Annotated in this window: 17 protein-coding genes; 14 read left to right on the top strand and 3 right to left on the bottom strand. The window is 65.5% G+C overall.

Annotated features, from left to right (window positions below; genetic code table 11):
* Window positions 1-27: 27 nt before the first annotated feature.
* A complete protein-coding gene (locus tag AC3WL8_RS22470) occupies window positions 28-573 on the bottom strand; it encodes a flavin reductase family protein (protein ID WP_013952145.1) in 546 nt (181 codons plus the stop codon).
* Window positions 574-943: 370 nt separating this feature from the next.
* On the opposite strand from AC3WL8_RS22470, the gene AC3WL8_RS22465 reads away from it, so the two are divergent.
* On the top strand, window positions 944-2,167 hold the full coding sequence (locus tag AC3WL8_RS22465; protein ID WP_013952144.1) for an IscS subfamily cysteine desulfurase: 1,224 nt from the start codon (window positions 944-946) through the stop codon (window positions 2,165-2,167).
* On the opposite strand, the gene AC3WL8_RS22460 is transcribed toward AC3WL8_RS22465, so the two are convergent.
* A complete protein-coding gene (locus AC3WL8_RS22460; protein ID WP_211979655.1) occupies window positions 2,164-2,706 on the bottom strand; it encodes a MarR family winged helix-turn-helix transcriptional regulator in 543 nt (180 codons plus the stop codon). The two genes, AC3WL8_RS22465 and AC3WL8_RS22460, sit on opposite strands and share 4 nt — an antisense overlap.
* Window positions 2,707-2,817: 111 nt before the next feature.
* Here AC3WL8_RS22460 and AC3WL8_RS22455 point away from each other — a divergent pair, with 111 nt between their 5' ends.
* Window positions 2,818-3,399, top strand: coding sequence for a hypothetical protein (locus AC3WL8_RS22455; RefSeq protein WP_492378877.1), 582 nt, complete (start codon window positions 2,818-2,820; stop codon window positions 3,397-3,399).
* Window positions 3,400-3,591: 192 nt separating this feature from the next.
* Here AC3WL8_RS22455 and AC3WL8_RS22450 read toward each other — a convergent pair whose 3' ends face one another.
* Window positions 3,592-4,824: a CaiB/BaiF CoA transferase family protein gene (locus AC3WL8_RS22450; protein ID WP_013952141.1), complete on the bottom strand. Its 1,233-nt coding sequence runs from the start codon at window positions 4,822-4,824 to the stop codon at window positions 3,592-3,594.
* 125 nt (window positions 4,825-4,949) lie between these two features.
* Between AC3WL8_RS22450 and AC3WL8_RS22445 the strand changes: the two genes are divergently transcribed.
* From AC3WL8_RS22445 to AC3WL8_RS22390, 12 genes are all read left to right on the top strand, one after another.
* Complete coding sequence (locus tag AC3WL8_RS22445) at window positions 4,950-5,795, top strand: IclR family transcriptional regulator (protein ID WP_013952140.1); 846 nt, start codon at window positions 4,950-4,952, stop codon at window positions 5,793-5,795.
* 123 nt (window positions 5,796-5,918) lie between these two features.
* On the top strand, window positions 5,919-6,917 hold the full coding sequence (locus AC3WL8_RS22440) for a Bug family tripartite tricarboxylate transporter substrate binding protein (protein WP_211979653.1): 999 nt from the start codon (window positions 5,919-5,921) through the stop codon (window positions 6,915-6,917).
* Between the two features lie 41 nt (window positions 6,918-6,958).
* Window positions 6,959-8,137 (top strand): acyl-CoA dehydrogenase family protein, encoded by a 1,179-nt coding sequence (locus tag AC3WL8_RS22435; protein ID WP_153954769.1) that lies wholly within the window; start codon window positions 6,959-6,961, stop codon window positions 8,135-8,137.
* Window positions 8,138-9,020: 883 nt separating this feature from the next.
* Window positions 9,021-10,313, top strand: coding sequence for an alpha-hydroxyketone-type quorum-sensing autoinducer synthase (gene cqsA, locus AC3WL8_RS22430; RefSeq protein WP_492378876.1), 1,293 nt, complete (start codon window positions 9,021-9,023; stop codon window positions 10,311-10,313).
* A gap of 8 nt (window positions 10,314-10,321) precedes the next feature.
* Window positions 10,322-11,644 carry a sensor histidine kinase gene (locus tag AC3WL8_RS22425; RefSeq protein WP_013952136.1) on the top strand — a complete coding sequence of 441 codons (1,323 nt, stop codon included), beginning with the start codon at window positions 10,322-10,324 and terminating at the stop codon, window positions 11,642-11,644.
* A gap of 290 nt (window positions 11,645-11,934) precedes the next feature.
* On the top strand, window positions 11,935-12,960 hold the full coding sequence (locus AC3WL8_RS22420) for an acetamidase/formamidase family protein (RefSeq protein ID WP_013952135.1): 1,026 nt from the start codon (window positions 11,935-11,937) through the stop codon (window positions 12,958-12,960).
* 32 nt (window positions 12,961-12,992) lie between these two features.
* The gene (locus AC3WL8_RS22415) at window positions 12,993-13,202 is read left to right on the top strand and encodes a XapX domain-containing protein (RefSeq protein WP_010812532.1); all 210 of its coding nucleotides are present in this window, start codon (window positions 12,993-12,995) and stop codon (window positions 13,200-13,202) included.
* A gap of 32 nt (window positions 13,203-13,234) precedes the next feature.
* Complete coding sequence (locus AC3WL8_RS22410; RefSeq protein WP_013952134.1) at window positions 13,235-13,426, top strand: DUF1427 family protein; 192 nt, start codon at window positions 13,235-13,237, stop codon at window positions 13,424-13,426.
* A gap of 97 nt (window positions 13,427-13,523) precedes the next feature.
* Window positions 13,524-15,887, top strand: coding sequence for an acetamidase/formamidase family protein (locus tag AC3WL8_RS22405; RefSeq protein ID WP_211979651.1), 2,364 nt, complete (start codon window positions 13,524-13,526; stop codon window positions 15,885-15,887).
* A 316-nt stretch (window positions 15,888-16,203) separates the two neighbouring features.
* Entirely contained in the window at window positions 16,204-17,553 is a 1,350-nt protein-coding gene (locus tag AC3WL8_RS22400) for an IS110 family RNA-guided transposase (RefSeq protein WP_492378875.1), read from the top strand.
* A gap of 134 nt (window positions 17,554-17,687) precedes the next feature.
* Entirely contained in the window at window positions 17,688-18,185 is a 498-nt protein-coding gene (locus AC3WL8_RS22395) for a hypothetical protein (RefSeq protein ID WP_013952132.1), read from the top strand.
* Window positions 18,186-18,500: 315 nt separating this feature from the next.
* A complete protein-coding gene (locus AC3WL8_RS22390) occupies window positions 18,501-18,722 on the top strand; it encodes a DUF1484 family protein (RefSeq protein ID WP_211979649.1) in 222 nt (73 codons plus the stop codon).
* Window positions 18,723-19,273: the final 551 nt, after the last annotated feature.

Genomic DNA, 19,273 nt, shown 5'->3' with positions numbered 1-19,273 from the left:
CTGTGCTGACTGTCTGTTCTTGTGGATTCAGGCGGCGGCCGGGCTGTCTTCCAGTGCCCGGTACTTGCCGCCAAAGAAGATGAGGGGCCGGCCGTCCTGGCGGGCCTGGTGACGGACCACCCGCCCGATAAAGATCACGTGGTCGCCGCCGTCGTGCATGGCATAGGGCTCGCACTCGAAGGTGGCCAGCGCGTCCGGCAGCAGCACGTGGCTGTCCTCGTTGCGCTTGCTGAAACCGATGCCTTCCCACTTGCCGGAATTGGCCCTGGCGAAGCGGTTCGAGATATCCTGCTGCGCCTCGGCCAGCACGTTGACGGCATAGCGCCGCGCGCTGCGCAGGTCGCCCAGGCTCAGGCAGCGGCGGTCCACCGAGAACAGCACCAGCGGCGGGTCCAGCGATACCGAGTTGAACGACGCCACCGTGATGCCGACCGGCAGCCCTTCTTCGCGCGGCGCGGTAATCACGGCAACGCCTGTTGCAAACATCGCCAACGCATTCCTGAAGCGGCGGTGCGCTTCTGCGTCCGCTTCGGCGTCCGCTTTGACGCCCTGACCAACAGATGACTCAGCCATCACGACTCCTACACAAGTGTTCTCATCCAACCGGTTATTTTGTTTATTTACCTTTGTAACTTAGGTTTTATTGAATGCTATAAAACAACGCCATTCAAGTTGGTGGAAACCCTAGAGTGCGGAGCCGGACAGCCTCCCGAGGAGACTCAATGAAGTCCGGAAACCGTTGCCGGACAAGGTTTTCCGGCTAGCGGACAGGTATCGCCACGCGGCCGGAATTGCAGCTGTCCGCGCGTCAAGCAACCCTACCGGCAGCATGGCACCGCCGCGAACGGCCGCTACCCGGTGCTAGACTCGGCCCCACTTTCCTTGACCACCGGGTACGCTTTGCCCACGGTCGTCCCCACATCCGCCTCCAGGAATGAGCGCTATGCAATCCGAGCCGAAGACCCTTCCGATCTACATGGACTACAGCGCGACGACACCGGTCGCCCCCCAGGTCGTCGAGAAGATGGTTCCCTACCTGCACCAGCAGTTCGGCAACCCCGCATCGCGCAGCCATTACTACGGCTGGCAGGCGGAAGAGGCGGTCGAGGCCGCGCGCGCGCATGTGGCGGCGCTGCTGAATGCGGACCCGCGCGAGATCATCTGGACCTCCGGCGCCACCGAGGGCAACAACCTGGCGATCAAGGGCGCGGCGCATTTCTATCGCGGCAAGGGCAACCACATCATCACCGTCAAAACCGAGCACAAGGCCGTGCTCGATACCTGCCGCGAGCTGGAACGGCAGGGCTTCGAGGTGACCTATCTCGACGTCGGCACCGACGGCCTGGTCGACCTTGACGCGCTGCGCGCGGCCATGCGGCCGGACACCATCCTGGTGTCGGTGATGATGGTCAACAATGAGATCGGCGTGATCCAGCCAGTCGCGCAGATCGGCGAGCTCTGCCGCGCTGCGGGCGTGGTGTTCCATTGCGATGCGGTGCAGGCCGCCGGCAAGATCGCCATCGACCTGGAAGCGCTGAAGATCGACCTGCTCACCGTGACGGCGCACAAGGTCTATGGCCCCAAGGGCGTCGGCGCGCTCTACGTGCGGCGCAAGCCGCGCATCCGCATCGAGGCGCAGATCCACGGCGGCGGGCATGAGCGCGGCATGCGCTCAGGCACCCTGCCGACGCACCAGATCGTGGGCATGGGCGAGGCCTTCAGGCTGGCAAAGCTGGAACTTGCGGAGGAAGCGCGCCGCGTGGGCGCGTTGCGCGACCGGCTGCTGGCGGGGCTGTCGCGGCTGGACGAGGTCTACGTCAACGGCAGCCTGGCGCACCGTATCCCGCACAACCTGAACATCAGCTTCAACTATGTCGAAGGCGAATCGCTGATCATGGGCATCAAGGACGTGGCGGTGTCGTCGGGCTCGGCCTGCACCTCGGCCTCGCTGGAGCCCTCGTTCGTGCTGCGGGCGCTGGGCCGCAGCGACGAGCTGGCGCATAGCTCGATCCGCTTTACGCTGGGGCGCTACACCACCGAGGCAGAGGTGGACGAAGTCATCCGGCAGGTCAGCGAGACCGTTACCCGCCTGCGTGAACTGAGCCCGCTATGGGAGATGCACCAGGAAGGCATCGATGTCGGCACGGTGCAGTGGGCCGCGCACTAGACTTTCTGCCGGCGCGCCTGCAGGTGTTCGAGATCCAGCGCGGCGCGATCGCCGTTGGCGACCAGCCGGTCGACCACCGAGCACAGCACCTTGAATTCGGTGCGGGAAACGCCGTCGAACAATACGTCGTTGATCTGCTGCTGCACGGGCAGCAGTTCATTGAGCAGACGCGTCCCGGCGGCGGTGATGGTGAGTCGCATCTTGCGCTTGTCTTCGGGATGGGCCTTCTTGTCGATCAGCCCCAGCTTCTTGAGCTTGCCGGTCTCGATGGTGATGAACGGGCCGCTCAGGTGCAGATGGTCGGCGAGCTGGTTGACCGTCACCTCGCCTTGCTGCGACAGGTGCAGGATCGAGCGGATCAGCGAGTACTGGACCCCTGTCAGGCCGATCAGGCCGCCAAAGCCGTCGCGCACGGACAGCAGGCGCGCGGCAAATGGCAGCAGGCCATTCACCAGGTGCCGGAACTCACGGTCCGAGCCGTCGACCAGGCACGCCGGATGCGTTACGGTCAGGTTCTTGTTTGCAGGAGTCGTTGCCATCGGCGGTATGTCCACTTAGCTTTTGATACAAGCTTTGTGCCAAATTCTAACAAACTCGCCGCAACACCTCAGCGCCCCCCCCGCCTTTCAACCCATACCCTTGAGTCCAGCATGAACACAATCCCGCTCGCCACCGCCAAAGCCCGGCTGGCCCAATACGTCGAGGCCAAGGACAACAATCGTCCGACGCTGATCCACGAAGCCTTCGCTCCGGATGCGTCGCTGACCTTCTCGATCGATACCGACTCCATCAGCTTTCCGCCGAGGGCAGAAGGCGCGGATGCCATTGCTGCGACGCTGGTCAGCGAGTTTGCCAAGACGTTCGACCGCTGCCGGACCTACTACATCGGCGACGTTGGCGCGGCGCTGGACGGCAACGCCATGACGATCCCCTGGCTGGTGGTGATGCGGGAAACCGCGGCCAGCGCCTTGCGCGTCGGCAAGGGCTATTACCGCTGGGGCTTTGCCGCCGGCGATGACGGCACGTACCGTATCGCCAGCCTGCATATCCATATCGAACGGATCGACACGGTCGCCGATCCCGGCGCGGTCACGCTGGCGGCCTTGCAGGCGGCACTGCCCTATCCCTGGCTGCCGGCGCCGGTGCTTGCTGCCAGCATCGAAGCGCAAGCCAGCGCGCAACCCGCGCTGGGGTTCCTGAATGTGTTCGCGCAAGCGGCCCGCATGCCCTGACGGGCGCGGGTCATCTGGCCGGCAATTGCTGCGCGACCAGCGCCACCCAATACGCCGCGCCCAGCGGCAAGATCCGGTCGTTGAAGTCGTAGTAGGGATTGTGCAGCGGCGGATCGTCCGCGCTCTCGCCGGCGCCGATGCCGATATAGGCGCCGGGGCTAGCGCGGACAGCGTAGCCCCGCGCCCGGTGTGTCAGACCACGCCCTCTGCCCGCAGCCGGGCCAACTCTTCATCCCCGATCCCAAGCTGCCCATAGACCTCGGCATTGTGTTCACCCACATCCGGCCCGGTACGCGGTGACGGCGGCGCATAGCCCGAGAAGCGCGGCACCACGCATGGCGCCGGCACCGAGCCCAGGTCCGGATCGGGCAGCCGCACGATGGCCTGGCGCGCCGCCATCTGCGGGTCGTCGACGATATCGGCGATGCTGAATACCTTGCTGAATGGCACCTGGCACTGCTCCAGCCGGGCCGCCACGGCGGCATAGGGCTGCGCGGCAAACCACTCGGCAATGCTGCCGTCCAGCGCTTCGATATTGCGCACGCGGCCGGCGTTGGTGGCATATTCCGGCGCCTGCGCCAGTTGCGGCGCGCCGATGGCCTCGGCCAGCCGGCGGAAGGTGGCGTCGGAGGAGGCCACTACCGTGACCCAGATCTCGTCCGCGGTGCGGTACATGTTGGACGGCGCAGCATAGGTGGTGCGGTTGCCGGCGCGCTGGCGCACATGTCCCAGCTGTTCATACTCGATGGCCAGCGGGTCCAGCAGGCGGAACAGCGCCTCGGTGGCGGCCAGGTCGATCTCGCGGCCGCGCTGGCCGGGCCTGGCGCGCTGCTCTGCCGCCGCAGTGGCAATCGCAAAGGCGCCGAACAGGCCGGCGATCATGTCCCCCACCGGGTAGTTCATATGCATCGGCCCGCTCTGCGCGGTGCCCGCCAGGTTGGTAAGGCCGCTCCTGGCTTCAAAGATGCGGGCAAAACCCGGCCGCGCCGCATCGGGCCCGGTCTGGCCGAAGCCGGTCAGCCGCAGCACGATCAGCTTCGGGTTGGCCGCATGCAGGGTGTCGAGATCCAGCCCCCACCGCGCCAGCGTACCGGTGCGGAAGTTCTCGACCAGCACATCGAACTGAGGCAGCAAGCGCAGGAAGATCTCGCGGCCGCGCGGCGTGCGCACGTCTAGCGAGATGCCGCGCTTGCCGCGGTTGGTCACCTTCCAGTACAGGGCGTGGTCCTCGGTAACCGGCTCCAGCCCGCGCAGCGGATCGCTGCCGTCGGGCAGCTCCAGCTTGACCACGTCCGCGCCCATGTCGGCACACAGCGTGGCGGAAAACGGGCCGGCCACCACGGTGGCCATGTCGAGGATGCGCAGTCCGCCCAGCGGGCCCGTGCAGTGTGCGTCTGGCGATACAGCGTGTTCCTGGTCTTGCATGGCGGGCCTCCGGCGGCATTGGCGTCTGCTGCAAGGTGGCAGGCGGCTGGCTCGGATGCAAGTACGGTTTCGCTGTGCGGAACGGTCGTGCTACAACATTGACGCCCCCATCCCCGGATCCCAGCATGGAACCCAAGCAACCACCGCACAGCATGGACCGCAACCCGGAACACCTGCCCCTGCCAGGCCTGGCCAGCGAGGACGCACTGGCCACCGACCGCCAGTTCGCCACCAACCTGGCGCGCGGGCTGGAGGTCCTGCGCGCCTTCACGCCGTCCAGCCCGGTGCTGGGCAACCAGGACATCGTGGCGCGCACGGGGCTGCCCAAGGCGACGGTGTCGCGGCTGACCTACACGCTGGGGCTGCTCGGCTTCCTGAGCCGCGTGCCCGGCAACCAGAAGTACCGGCTGGGCGCCGGGGTGCTGGCGCTGGCCTACCCGATGCTGGCCGGGCTGGCGATCCGCCAGGTGGCGCGGCCTTATATGGAGGCCATTGCGCGGGAAACCGGCTGCACGGTGAACCTGGGCATGCGCGAGCGGCTGTCGGTGGTGTACGTGGACAGTTGCCGGCTGGATCCGGGCAACCTCTACCAGCCGGACATCGGCAGCACCCGGCCGCTGCTGGCCAGCGCGATCGGCCGCGCGGTCTTGCTGGCCTGCAGCGCAGACGAGCGCACGGCACTGCTGAACCGGCTGCGCGTGGACGATCCGGAGCGCTTCAACGTTGAGCGCCAGATGTGGGCGGACGACCAGAAGCACTTCCGCGCCCACGGCTACTGCCTGAGCCGCGGCGAGTGGCGGCCAGAGATCCACGCGATCGCGGCACCCGTGCGCCAGTCGCTGCACGAAGACCCGTTCGCGCTGAACTGCACCATCGCCGCATCGCGCAATCGCGACAACATGCTGGAGCGCGAGGTGGCGCCGAGGCTGCGCGAGGCGGTGCGGCAGATCGAACTGAGCTGCGCGCGCTAGCCGACAGGACGCAGCAATGCAGTCTGCCGGTGATGTCGCCGGCAATGACAAGCGGCCCGCCAGAGGCCCGCATGAAAACGCGCCGCGGGAAATCCCCCGGCGCAGGCAACCCAAGGAGACAAGATGGATGCCATCCAACCATTGCGCCGGCTCGCTGCCGGCATGCTGGCCTGCGCCGCGCTGATGCCGCTGCCAGCGCTGGCCGCCCCTGACAATGCGGCGCGCTTCCCGGACCGCCCGATACGGATCATCGTGCCGTTCTCGGCGGGCGGCGTGGTCGACTCCGTCACCCGCATCACCGCGGAGAACATGGCGCGGGTGCTGAAGCAGCCCGTCATCGTCGAGAACAAGACCGGCGCCGGCGGCGCCATCGGCGCGGACTTCGTCGCCCGGTCGCCTGCCGACGGCTATACGCTGCTGGCGGTCAGCCCCAGCTATGTGGTCGGGCCGCTGCTGAACCCGTCGATCCAGGGCAAGGGTGGCAAAGACTTCCGCGCGGTGGCGGGCATTGGTGCCGTACCCAACGTGATCGTGGTGCCGGCCGCGTCGCCGCTGCGCACGCTGCCTGAATTGCTCGACGCCGCGCGCAGCCAGCCCGGCACGCTGACCTACGCCAGCGCGGGCGTCGGCACCTCGAACCATCTCTCGGCGGAACTGCTGGCGCAGATGACGCACGTGAAGCTCACCCATGTGCCCTACAAGGGCCAGCCCGAGGCCATGAGCGACCTGCTGGGCGCGCGCGTCTCGATGATGGCGCTGACCTCGGCCATTGCCCGCCAGCAGGTGCAAAGCGGCAAGCTGCGCGCGCTGGCGGTGACCTCGGCAAAGCGCTCAGCCGTGATGCCCGACGTGCCAACCGTGGCCGAGGCCGCGCGCCTGCCCGGCTATGAAGTGGGCGGGTGGTTCGGCCTGGTCGCGCCGCAGGGCACGCCGGACGCGGTGGTGCGCAAGCTGGCCGAGGCCGCCGCGCAGGCAACGTCCGACCCCGCCACTGCACGCCGCCTGGTCGAACTCGGCATGGACCTGGCACCGCAATCCACCGCCGTGTTCGACCGCTTCCTGGATACCGAAACCAAAAAGTGGACCGGCGTGCTGAAGACCGCCGGCATCACGGCACAGTAGCCGCACACGCCCACGCTCACTCAATCAACCGGAAACCTTCCATGATCCGCGACTCCGCCCGCCAGCAAGCGCTGCTGGCCGATATCCGCCGCTTCGTGCTCGAAACCTGCATTCCCCTCGAGGCGGAGATCGATCGCACCGACGTGATACCCGAGCCCGTGGTCGAGCAGATGCGCCGCCTCGGCCTGTTCGGCCACAGCATCCCCGAAGCGTACGGCGGCGCAGGGCTGACCACCGAGGAACTGGCGCTGGTGAACATCGAGGTCTCGCAGGCCGCCACCGTGTTCCGTGCCCGCTTCGGCGGCAATACCGGCATCGCCTCCGAATCGCTGGTGGCCGACGGCACCGAAGCACAGCGACAGCGCTATCTGCCGCAACTGGCCTCCGGCAAGGTGACCGGCTGCTTTGCGCTGACCGAGCCCGAAGCCGGCTCCGATGCGACGTCGCTGCAAACCACCGCACGCCAGGACGGCGATCACTACGTGCTGAACGGCAGCAAGTGCTTTATCACCAATGCCCCGATCGCGGACCTGTTCACCGTGTTCGCCCGCACCGATCCCGATACGCCGGGCGCCCATGGCATCAGCGCCTTCCTGATCGAGCGCGGCACCCCCGGCCTCAGCACCAGCGAACCGGAACGCAAGATGGGACAGCACGGCTCGCCGGTCGGCGATGTCTACCTGAAGGACTGCCGCGTAACGGCCAGCGCCATCGTCGGCGGCAAACCCAATGTCGGCTTCAAGACAGCGATGAAGGCGCTGAACAAGCAGCGCATCAACCTGGCCGGTTTGTGCGTGGGGCCCGCCATCCGGCTGGTCGACGAGATGGTCCGCTACGCGGCGCAGCGCCGGCAGTTCGGCAAGCCGATCGCGGACTACCAGCTGGTGCAGCAGATGATTGCCGACAGCAATACGGAACTGCACGCCGCCCGCGCGCTGGTGCTCGACACCGCGCGCAAGCGCGACGCCGGCGAGGACGTGACCATGGAGGCGTCGATGTGCAAGCTGTTCGCCTCTGAGATGGCCGGCCGCGTGGCCGACCGCGCGGTGCAGGTATTCGGCGGCAGCGGGTATATGGCGCGCACCGTGGCCGAGCGCTTCTATCGCGATGTGCGGCTGTTCCGGCTGTATGAGGGCACGACGCAGATCCACCAGCTCAATATTGCGCGCAGGACGATGGAGGCGCGGGGGGCGGCGCTGGTTGGTGGTAGCGCGGCTTGAGTTCATGCCGATAGCATGGGTGCCATGCGCTAGCGCATGGCGCCTCGCGCAAAGGCACCTTCGACTATGAGAAGTCCGAGTACCAGACCGACAAAGCAGGCCAGGCGTAAGACGCCCCCGACACAAGCGCCGCCGAGCGCGCCGGCACCGGCAGGCCCGGCGCGTAGGTGAACACGCGCAGCACGCTGCTGCCCTGTACCTGAACGCCAAAGGCACCAGCCTGGAAGCGCCATGGGCAGCGCCCCCCTCTCCAAAGCCACCGCCACCCCCTCCCCCACACGCCGCCAGACACCCCACGCTGGCGGCGAGCGCCGCCGGCCGCAACCTGCGTACCAGGCAGCCCCTTGTTTCCCGCCCTCGGTGCCAAATCCCATGTTGCCCCGATTCCTGGCTATGGCGCGCTGCCGCAGCCGCCTGCCTGGAAACAGGGCGTGCAAAAAGGGCGTTCTTCACCAAGACTGATGATGAGCATTCGGCAGTCCCGGGCCTGACTAGGTCCCGCCAAGCGCAAGCCACGCCCGGTCCGGGGCTCAAGGATCGGCGCAACAGGTAGCGCAAGCATCACATAAGTGATGGTAAAGGCATTTTTTAGTGAGAAATCGGCCAATCGACTAGCGAAGGATGTGGCCACGACGCGGCTGTCTCAACCCGGCACCCCCACTCCAAACAGACGTTGGATTGGTGGAAGTCCGGTCACAATCGCTGATTAAGGCTGGCACAGTGGTCGCTACGTCAACAGGACTCTCCCGACTTGTCAGCAATGGCACCTCGCCGGAAGGACTGGGTGCGGCCGCCTCGCGCGCGGACGGCATCTGTTGCCGCCCCCGCCATGCAGAGCCTTGCCACCGATCTCACTATTACCCGACCTGTAGAAGGAAAGCCGATGTTCTCCGAAGCCGAGCCTCCGCACTCGATGCGCCACGCCTCCCGCGCCAAAGCCCCCACGCTGCCGCCATGGATCACGGCGCGGATGGCACAACATTTCGACGAGCGGATGGGCAAGCTCTGGGGCGGCGATCATTTGCTTCACGGACGCACGCCCGGGCCCGATGCGTTGCACCTGAGCAGCAACGACTATCTCTGCCTGCTTGGCGAATCCTCGCTGGTACAGGCGCAGGCGCGGGCCTTCCTCAATGAAGAGCCGGAGTTGCTGATGTCGTCCGTGTTCCAGCACGGCGACACCCCTCAGCGGCGGGTCGAGCGCAAGATCGCAGACCTGATGCAGGCCGAGGACGGGCTGATCGCCCAGTCCGGCTGGGCCGCCAACGTCGGCCTGGTGCAGTGCATTGCCGGCCCCGGCATTCCGGTCTATATCGACATGAACGGGCATGCCTCCTTGTGGGAGGGCATCATCGCCGCGGGCGCGCAGGCCGTGCCGGTGCGCCACAACGATTGCGAGCACGTGCGCCGCCAGCTTGAGCGCTTCGGGCCGGGAGTGATCATGGTGGACTCGGTCTACAGCACCACGGGCAGCGTGGCGCCGCTGGAGGACTATGTGGAACTGGCAGAGGCGTCGGGCTGCGTGCTGGTGGTGGACGAGTCGCACTCGCTCGGCACCCATGGGCCGTCTGGCGGCGGCCTGGTGCGCGCGCTCGGGCTGTCTGAGCGCGTACACTTCCGCACGGCCTCGCTGGCCAAGGCGTTCGCCGGCCGCGCCGGCTATGTTGCGTGTTCGACCGATTTCAAGGACTTCTTCGCGGTTGAGTCCCGGCCGGCCATTTTCAGTTCCGGGCTGCTGCGCCATGAGGTTGCGTGGTTCGATGCCGTGACGGATTTCGTCGCCACGGCGGATGAGCGCCGTGCGCGCCTGCACGCCATCACCCGCGACACCCGGGCTGCGATTGCCGAACTGGGCTACAACATCGGCGAAGGCTCCGAGCAGATCATCGGCCTGGAGGCGGGAACCGAGCCGCAAGTCAAGGTGCTGCGCGATGCGTTGCAGAGCCGCGGGATCTTCGGCGCGGTATTCTGTGCGCCAGCAACACCGAAGAATCGGGCATTGATGCGACTTACGCTGCATGCGAAACTTGCCGCCAATGAAATCGACCGCCTGGTCAGCGTGCTCGCCAGCATCCGCGACGAAGTCCGGCTGGATGAGTGGTCCTCGACGCGCCGGGCCCGGCGCAAGTCTCAAAATCCCACAAGCGGGCCGCTGGCAGGTTCCCGCGAGGAGTAGTCCTGGAGATGGATGCAAAGGTAGCGCAAGCGGAAGACGGCCGCACCTCACTTGCCGGCGTCGCCCGCCATGCGTGGCAGACCGTGTTCGAGACCGCCGCGCGGGCCACCCTGCTGGACGAGGAGAGCGTCATCCGGCTACGCCGGATCCAGATGGTGGGCGCGCTGGGCGTGATCGGTCACCCGCTGTACTACGTGATCTGGTCCTACATCTTCCCGCAGCCCTATGAAAACCTCTGGCTGCGCCTGGTCTGCACCGCGCTGTTCGTGCCGCTGCTGTTCGCCTCCGCCTTCTCGGACCGGCGCTGGCTGCCACCCTATGCGCTCTTTGCCATTACCGTAGGCCTGCCGTTCGCCTTCATCTTCTTCTACCTGGAGAATGGCGGCTCCATGGTGTGGGCCGAATCGGTCATCATCGCGGTGGTGATCCTGTATCACTTCAACACCGCGTTCGCGACCATTGCCTTGTTCTCAGGGGCCGCCGCAGCCATCGCGCTGTTCGTGCTGGCGGGCAACTCCATGGGCGGAATCCCGTGGGAGCCGGTACTGCTGCAGTTGCCGGTGATCGGCTTTGTCATCGCGGTGCTGGTGGTGATCAAGATGGACCGCCAGCTGCTGGCCGAACAGAAACGGCGCGGGATGGCCGCCGCGCTGGCCACCGTCGCGCACGAACTGCGCACGCCGCTGACCAGCCTGGCCATGACTGCCAGGGGCCTCAAGGCACGGCTGCCGGCCGCCCTGGACCAGGACACGCCGCTGCGCGACGGTCTGATGCAGGCCGTGGCCCGGATGGAGTCAGACCTGGCCCATATCAGCAACAGCATTGAACTGCTGGTCGCCAACTCCAAGAACCCGGACAACGCCACGCAGGAGCTGTTCGAACTGGGCGGTGTGATCCGCGACGCTGTCGGCCGGTTTCCGTTCGAGCAGAGCGACCTGGAACTGGTCACCGTCGACCTGCCTGGCCCCGCTTATGTGATGGGCAACGCCCAGTTGTTCGGGCTGGTCACGACCAACTTGCTGAAGAACGCGCTGGAAGCGACCAAGCGGGCCGGCAAGGGCACCATCCATATCCGCTGCGAGGTCCGGCCCGACGCCGTCCATGTGGTGTTCCGCGACACCGCCACGGGCGTGCCGCCGCAAGTGCTGGCCCGGATGTTCCAGCCCTTCTTCTCTTACCCGGCGCATCGCGGCACCGGCATCGGACTGGCGTTTTGCCAGAAGGTGCTGAACAGCTGGGGGGCAAGCATCAGCTGCCGCTCCGAGGAACACGTGTTCACCGAGTTCGATATGCGCTTTCCCCGCAAGGGGAAATGGCCCGAGGCGCAATGAACTGAGGCTGTCGCCTGAGAGGGTTTACCTTAGTACGCAGCAACACAAGAGTTTGGGGTGAATCGCCCTACTCCCCCGCAACGCCCTCTTCCTAGTATTGACTCACCGCGCGGCGCGTGAAGGACTGCCGTGCGGTACCAGGCATACCCTGCCTGGCCACGAACCGCCGTTCTCAATCGCGGCGGTTCATGAGCATCACGCATAGCCAGTGTCCCTGATTACCTCAATCAATCCAGCCGCTCACCGGGTGAACGGCTGCGGATACGGCTGCAAAAAACAATGGAGACAACATGCTGCACGACCTGCCCGCCCGCCCCGAGACCGTCCACTGGGGCTACTTCGATGCCGCCAAGGCGCCCGCCCTGACCGTGAAAAGCGGCGACCTCATTCGCGCCGAAGCGGTGACCCACCATGCCGGCGATGCCCCCGACCTGATGATGGATGACGCCATTCGCGAGATCTTCCGGGCGATTCCCCACGACGACCGCAACCCCGGCGTGCACATCATGACCGGCCCCATCTATGTCGAAGACGCCAAGCCCGGCGACGTGCTGGAGGTGCGCTACCTGCAGATGATTCCGCGCTTCCGTTTCGGGGCGAATGCCGCGGCCCACTGGGGCCAGCTGTACAAAGAGTTCGAGAAGGAGCGGGTCACCATCTATGAGCTGGACCAGCGCTCCAACACCGCGCATGCCCTGTACGCCTTCGACTACCCCGGCAAGATGACCATCCCCGGCAAGCTCGTGGATGACCGGGAATGCTGCCGGCAGCCCGCGCTGGCCGGCGTACGCGTTCCCGTGCGCCCGCACCTGGGCACCGCTGGCGTCGCGCCCGACGCGCGCGGTCGCGTCACCACCGTCGAGCCCGGCCTGCATGGCGGCAATATCGACAACTGGCGCATCGGCGCGGGCGCCACCATGTACTACCCGGTCCAGGTCGACGGCGCGCTGTTCTCGATCGGCGACCCGCATATCTCGCAAGGCGACGGCGAAGTCAGCGGCACCGCCATCGAGGCCTCATTGAACGTCCTGTTCCAGGTGGTCCTGCGCAAGGATTTCCACTTCCCGTCGCCGCTGCTGGAAACGCCGGATTGCTGGGTCGTCCATGGCTTCCACGAGGACCTGGATGAAGCCGGCAAGAACGCGGCCCGCGACATGATCCACCTGCTGACCGAGCAACAGGGACTCTCGCGCGACGATGCCTATTCGCTCATGAGCGTCTCGGCTGACTTCGGCGTGACGCAGGTCGTCGATGGCACCCAGGGCATCCATTGCACCATGCCGCGTTCGATCTTTCCGCCCAAGGACAAGGGCTGAGCCATCAACGCAACACCAAGGGAGAGAACCACATGCAATACGTCTACATAGGACGCAACGAGCTGGTTGCACTGATCGTCGGCCTGGTCACCGGCACCCTGTATTCCTGGCTGAACCTGCCGATCCCCGCGCCAAACGTCACCGGCGGGATCTGCGCCATCCTCTTCACCTACATCGGCTATCTGATCGTGCACGCGTGGCGCAGGACCATCGCCTTCGGACGACCGCCGGAAAGCCGCTGAATCACGCGCAATTCATGAGATTGGGGAATGACATGCTCGAAATTGCATTGGGCAGCACCGAGCTGCAGGCCGCAGCCGTTGGCTTGGTGACTGGCGTTATCTACACTGCGGTACGTGCGCCGATACCGGCCCCGAACGTGCTCGGCGGGATCTTCGCCATCTTTGGCACGTTTGCGGGGTTCGTACTGGTGGCCGCGATGCGGGGGCAGTTGCTGTTCGGCTAGCGGATGGCCTGGACTTCGCAAGTAGTGCTTTGGATGCGCGGCGGACAGCAATGTCCGCCCGTTTTCGCTGTTGCAGCGTGATGCCAGGGAGGTTCAATTGCACCTTTTGCGTTTTTCCACCGAAGCCTATCCACGCAACCGACGCGGCGCAGCCTGGCGTGACGAACTCCGCGCCGCACGCCTGCATTGCGAAAGCCTGTGCGCCGATCACACCCTGCACGGCACGATCCAGTCCCGGACCACCCCCGCGGGCATCGAGCTGACCTGCATTGCGTCGGTCCCCCAGACGCTGGCCATCACCAGCGGCGATGGCCGCGGCCTGATGCTGGTGATGCTGACCGAAGGCGAAGCGCACCTCGCTGCGCCGGAACTGCGTGAACCGCTGCGGCCGGGGCAGGTGGTCTGCGTGCCGGCACACGCCGCCCGCATGCTGGCCCTTGCTACCAGCTTCCGGATGCTGATCGTGCATATCGGCCAGGCATTGCTCAGCGCACGCATCACGGCCCCCTTGCCTCGCTCCGCGCTGGTACTGAGCGGCGACTCGGCGGAACTGTTTGCCCGCCTGCTCCAGTCCATGGCGGCCAGCTTCGACACCATCGTGTCCGCAAACGCCAAGGCCATCCAGCCCTTCGACAACACCATCACCGCCTGCCTTGACGCCGCGCTGGCCGACAGCCAGCCCATCGCACCGCCGGACATGACGCCCTCGCGCGCGGCCGTCTTTGCGCGCGTCTGCAGCCGCATCGACGCACGCCTTGCCGAGCCGGAACTCAGCCTCGCCGCCATCGCCGCGGACGAGCGCATGTCGGCCCGCTACCTGCAGAAGCTCTTCGAGAAATCCGGCAGCAGCTTTTCCGCCTACCTGCGCACCAGCCGGCTTGAGCGATGCCGGGCCGACCTGGCGAATCACCAGTACGACAAGCTCTCGGTCTCCGACATCTGTTATCGCTGGGGCTTCAACGACCCTTCGCACTTCAGCCACGCGTTTCGCGAACAGTTCGGGCTCTCGCCCCGCGCCTACCGTGAGCAGACGGCGAACACGCCCGAGCATCGCCCACCGCAGAATGTCTCCCGCGGGCTTCCGGCCCATGCGAAACGTGCTCCCGCCAGTCCTGGCGCGCCCGCGAACGATGTCCCTGCTGCGCGCCTGCAACCGGCGCCTACCATCGTCCCCATCACCCAGGCGCGCTCGCATGCCGCCCGCCCGGAAGGCCGACACCACTGGCTGCAGGCCACGGACAAGACCGTGCACTGGGGCTATCTCAGCCACGACCTGCCCCCCGTGCTCGAGGTCATGCCCGGCGACACCGTCACCATCGAAACACTGACGCAGCACGCCTCTGACGACCGGGAACGCATGATCGAAGGCGACGCCGGCGCAGAAAGCGTCTTTCACTGGACCGCAGAGCAGAAGAACGTCAACCGGCGCGGCGCGGGCCCCATCGACGCCTCGGTCTATGGCCGCGGCGCCGGCGAAGGCTTTGGCGTGCATATCTGCACCGGCCCGGTCGCGGTGCGCGGCGCCATGCCCGGCGATGTGCTGGAGGTGCGCATCCTCGACGTGCGCCCGCGTCCGTGCTGCAACCCGCGCTTTGCCGGCAGGGCCTTCGGCAGCAACGCCGCGACCTGGTGGGGCTTTCACTATCGCGACATGCTGACCGAGCCGCGCGAGCGCGAAGTGGTCACCGTCTTCGAGATCGATTGCGAACGTGCCGACAGCCGTGCGCGCGCGGTCTACAACTTCCGCTGGACGCCGCAGCGCGATCCGTTCGGCGTGCTGCACCCGACCATCGACTATCCCGGCGTGCCAGTCGACCACGACACCATCGTCAAGAACTACGACGTGCTGCGTGATATCGAGATACCGGTCCGCCCCCACTTCGGCGTCATCGCCGTGGCGCCGGCGCAGGACGGCCTGATCGACTCCATCCCGCCCTCCAGCTTCGCCGGCAACCTGGACAACTGGCGCGTCACCCGGGGCGCCAGCGTCTATCTCAGGGTAGCCGTGCCGGGCGCCCTGCTGTCGATTGGCGATCCCCATGCCTCCCAGGGAGACTCCGAGCTGTGCGGCACGGCCATCGAATGCTCACTCACCGGTGACTTCCAGCTCATCCTGCACAAGAGCACCATGATCGACCGCGACGCTCCCTTCGCCGACCTGAGCTACCCGCTGGTGGAAACCGCCGACGAATGGATTTTGCATGGCTTCAGCTCGCCGAACCACCTGGCTGAACTGGGCCAGATGGCGCAGAGCCACATCTACCTGAAGTCCACCCTAGACGACGCCATGCGCGACGCCTTCCGCAAGACACGCCGCTTCCTTATGTCGGTCAAGGGGCTGAGTGAAGACGAGGCGGTCGCGCTGATCTCCGTTGCGGTGGATTTTGGTATCACGCAGGTGGTCAATGGCAACTGGGGCGTGCACGCCATTATCAGGAAGTCGATGTTCACCCGGCGCTAGCAGGCCGCGGCTAAACCTGTCCACCATTCGCCAACGGCTGGCAAGTGCTACAGACTCCAGACAAACCAATGGCGCGCTCCCTCTCCCGCTTGCGGGAGAGTCCCCCGCATGCGGCCCATGCCGGCTTGCCCCAGGAACCGGTCGTATAGTGGTTGATACTCGGCCTTGACGCGCAGTGTGGCCGCGTCCCCTCTGGTGCACTTCTTGTTGCCCGTGGGAGAGACTGGCTCCGGCAGACAGCATTGGGCTTGATTGGTGAGCGTCGTTAGCTTCCCGCTGGGTAGGTTTGTTTCCATTTTTGTGTCTGCCGGGCACGTTGGCGCCGATCCTTCCCAAGAAGAGGAGGCCGCAGATGAAAACGCTACCGGTATTGGATGACCGGGCCACCGGCATCGACGTGGGCAGCGAGAAGTTGCACGTGTCCATCGCGGGTGACACGCCGCGGGTCTTTGGCACCATGACCCAAGACGTGTCGACGCTGATCGACTGGCTGCGGGACCAAGGCGTGCGCTCAGTTGCCATGGAGGCGACCGGCGTGTACTGGCTGTGCCTGTACGGTGCGCTGGAGGCCGCCGGCATCACGGTCCTGGTGGTCAATGGCCGGCAGGTGCGCAACCTGCCCGGACGCAAGACCGATATGGCCGACTGCCAGTGGCTGGCCACACTGCATGCGCACGGCCTGCTGCACTCCGGCTTCGTGCCCCCGGCCGAAATCCGGCAACTGCAGGACTATCTGCGCTTGCGCCAAGATCACATCACGATGGCGGCCAGCCACGTGCAGCACATGCAAAAGGCGCTCGAGCGCATGAACGTCAAGTTCCATGCGGTCATCAGCGACCTCACCGGCGTCAGCGGGCTCAAGGTCATCGACGCCATCCTGGCTGGCCGGCGCGACCCCGCTGACCTGCTGACGCTATGCGACGCACAAATCCGCAAGCACAAGGGCGATCGGGTCAAGGAATCGCTACGCGGCATGTGGAAGGACGAACACCTGTTTGCCCTGCGCCAGGCCTTACACAGCTGGCAGCACTACCAAAGCCAGATCAGCGAATGCGATCGCGCCATCGAACAGGTGCTACGCGCACTAAGCGGTCCACCCCGCGACGACGACCCGGCCTCGCCGGCCAAGCCGGGCGGCACGCATACGCCCAAGATCGACGGCCTGCACCGCATGCTGCTGCAGCTGTGTGGCGGCAATGATCCCACCCAACTGCCGGGGCTCGCCGACTACTCGCTGCTGCTCGTGATCGGTGAGGTCGGCACCGATCTGAGCCGGTGGCCCACCGCCAAGCACTTCACCGCCTGGACCGGGCTCGCGCCGGGCTCCCACCAGAGCGGCAAGCGCCGCTCCCAGCAATCGCGCCACCGCAACCGTACCGGCCAACTGTTCTGCACCATGGCCCGTAGCCTGGCCAACAGCGTTGACAAGGCCCTGGGCGGCTTCTATCGCCGCCTCAAGGCCCGCCGCGGCGGCCTCATCGCCAACAAAGCGCTCGCGCGCAAGCTCGCTGCCTTGTTCTGGCAGACTATGGTCAAAGGCTCGGACTACGTCGAACACGGTCTGCGCTACTACCAGACCCGTACCGCGCAGTCCGAGCAACGCGTGCTACGCAAGCTCGCGCAGAAACCTGGCCTTGATCTGGTGCCAGCAAAAACAATGGGTTAGCGATGGTTCCTGGGTAGGGCTGGGGTGAGGGCCGGAGCATCGAGGAATTGACGCGTGTCGGTATGCCACCGCCTGCCCTCTCCTCCGGCCCCTATAGTATCCTCGCGGGTTCCCCGACCCGTACCACGAGATTGATGCACCACACCGACGACGCTCTGCCGGAGCACGAATTCACCGCCATCCACGAACCCCGCCTCTGGCGCGACAAGGGCTGGACCGCCCGCGTCATCAAGAACGAAGACGGCGACGGCTGGGCAGTAGAAATGATCCGCGACGGCAGCGCCGAGCCCGCGCTGGTCGGGCCCTGGACCATGGGGCGAAACAAGGTCGATCCCAAGCCGCTGGATGCCACCGCCCACCAGACGCTGGTCAAGACCGCTTCAGAGGTTATCCGGCGGCATGAGCAGCAATTGCATGCGCAGCTCAACAAGCAGGTCAGTATCGAGTCTGAATCCGGCACTGTGATGGTGAAGCTCGTCATTACGCCGGATGAATTCGAGCCCTTCGGCACGCTCACGGCTGAGGATTCCTTCGGCGATGTGCTGGCGACTGTGAAGGTGCGGCCCGACTTTCGGCTGACGCGCGACAGCGCCGAGCGCTGGGCCGCTGGTGGGTTCGACAGGATTCGCTAGGTAACTGCCTAACAACGAAGCGCCGGAAGATTGCGAATCGTCTGATCGCCACAGACGACAGAGATGGGAACACTAGAGCCATCACCGAAACAACGGTGATCGGGTGTACCAACCCGGATCTCATTCCAGATGGCCGTCTCAAGCGGCCACAGTCGTACGCCCACATCCCTCAGTTAATGGCGGGCCGGGCGGGGCAGCCGCAAGGCTGGCCGGACTACTCTGTGAATGAGCCGGTATTGGTACCCCCGCTGTCAGGCCCGCCACCCTTTTAATGCAGGTATCAGGCGGGTCTTCCAACTGTGATAGGAGCTCGCAATGCAGGAACAAACTGCGTCGAAACAACAAACCGTGTTGGCCGCTATTCCGGAAGAATTTCGGGAATCCATGGATTGCATCAGTGCTGGATTGGACAGGGTGCTGGCGCTGTTGGAAGTGGAAAGCGAATGTTCGGATGCTTGCTTTGGTATCCGGTGCCTGGTGGAGATGATCAAGGCGAAGTTTGATCGAACGGCGGCGGAGATTTGTCCGGTGGAATGAGTGGGGAAGCTGATGTGGCCGGGGGTGTTGCTCCGGTGGGGTGGGATAACCGCAGCTTCGGCTGCGGTTATTTTTTTGGGGCTGGTACAGAGTTGGTTGGTCTGTCCCGTGGGCTGACGCATATCGGCCATGAAGCGTCGTTGGCCCGCGCGATTACTCGGGCGCTCAAACGTCGGCATTCGCCACGCTAACGGACATTCGATGGCCAGCGGCCTCGGATTCGAGTGTAACCGCGAGTGTGGGGCACCGGCGCATATGCGCAAGGTTTCTGGCTCAAGGATGCGCTCGTTCGTATCGTTGGGTACGGCGAAGAGGGCTTACCTTGGGCGGCAACGGTATCGAGCAGCAACTCTATGATCGCCAGACCCGCTTTGTGGGCATTTGGACGGAGAAAATCGAGCCCTGGCAGATGTCGACGTTCTTCGGTGCAGGAACGCGCGGCAAAGAATGGATTCAAAGATCAAAATATCGTAGGGGGACCTGTCAGAAATTTTGTGTTTAGGGCATAACATGTCGATAAGGAGCATGTATGCCACGCAAGACGAAAACCA

Source organism: Cupriavidus sp. FW305-F7, from assembly GCF_058782875.1.
Note: the sequence above shows the minus strand (reverse complement) of the source record. Positions and strands in the feature narration are given on the sequence as shown.